Below are 504 nucleotides of genomic sequence, written 5' to 3'. Positions count from 1 at the left end.
ATATAGATATTGCCCTCTACAGCAGGCAAATAATCAACAACTATTGCCCACTTGTCTGCAAAAAGCCTCGTCCATGGCAACTTAGTTGACATACTTCACCTCCCTTTCTTTATTATTATTGCAAGTGAAATTATCTAGCTCTTCAGTGACGTTATTGAGTTCTTTTTCAACTTCTGAATTCCACAACCCACCATTGTCTAAACGTATGATGAATCCACCTTCAATCAAGGAATTCAAAGCTGCTTCAAACTCTTCTACTGGATAACCAACCCAAAAAGCTAATACCGTTAAGTCCTTTAAAATAGGTTCACCAGTATGGAGCATTAGAAGTCGCAACATGACATAGATACATTTCTCGGTCGGCGACAAACAACCAAGAGTAAGAAGCCATTTGTCTGCAAAAAGCCTCGTCCATGGCAACTTAGTTGACATACCCCAATTCCCTTTCTTTAACTAAATATAAAATTGCTAAAGCATCTGCTTCGTTATCATCTTTCGGATTGT

Annotated in this window: 1 protein-coding gene; it reads right to left on the bottom strand. The window is 38.5% G+C overall.

The window, feature by feature from the left end:
• Positions 1-81 precede the first annotated feature (81 nt).
• A complete protein-coding gene (locus ACFIJR_RS09325) occupies positions 82-432 on the bottom strand; it encodes a DUF1376 domain-containing protein (protein ID WP_375654099.1) in 351 nt (116 codons plus the stop codon).
• Positions 433-504 lie beyond the last annotated feature (72 nt).

This window comes from Bartonella sp. OD88NMGDW (genome assembly GCF_042193775.1).
Classification (GTDB): domain Bacteria; phylum Pseudomonadota; class Alphaproteobacteria; order Rhizobiales; family Rhizobiaceae; genus Bartonella; species Bartonella grahamii.
The sequence above is the reverse complement of the archived record's forward strand: the minus strand, read 5'-3'. Positions and strand labels throughout refer to the sequence as shown.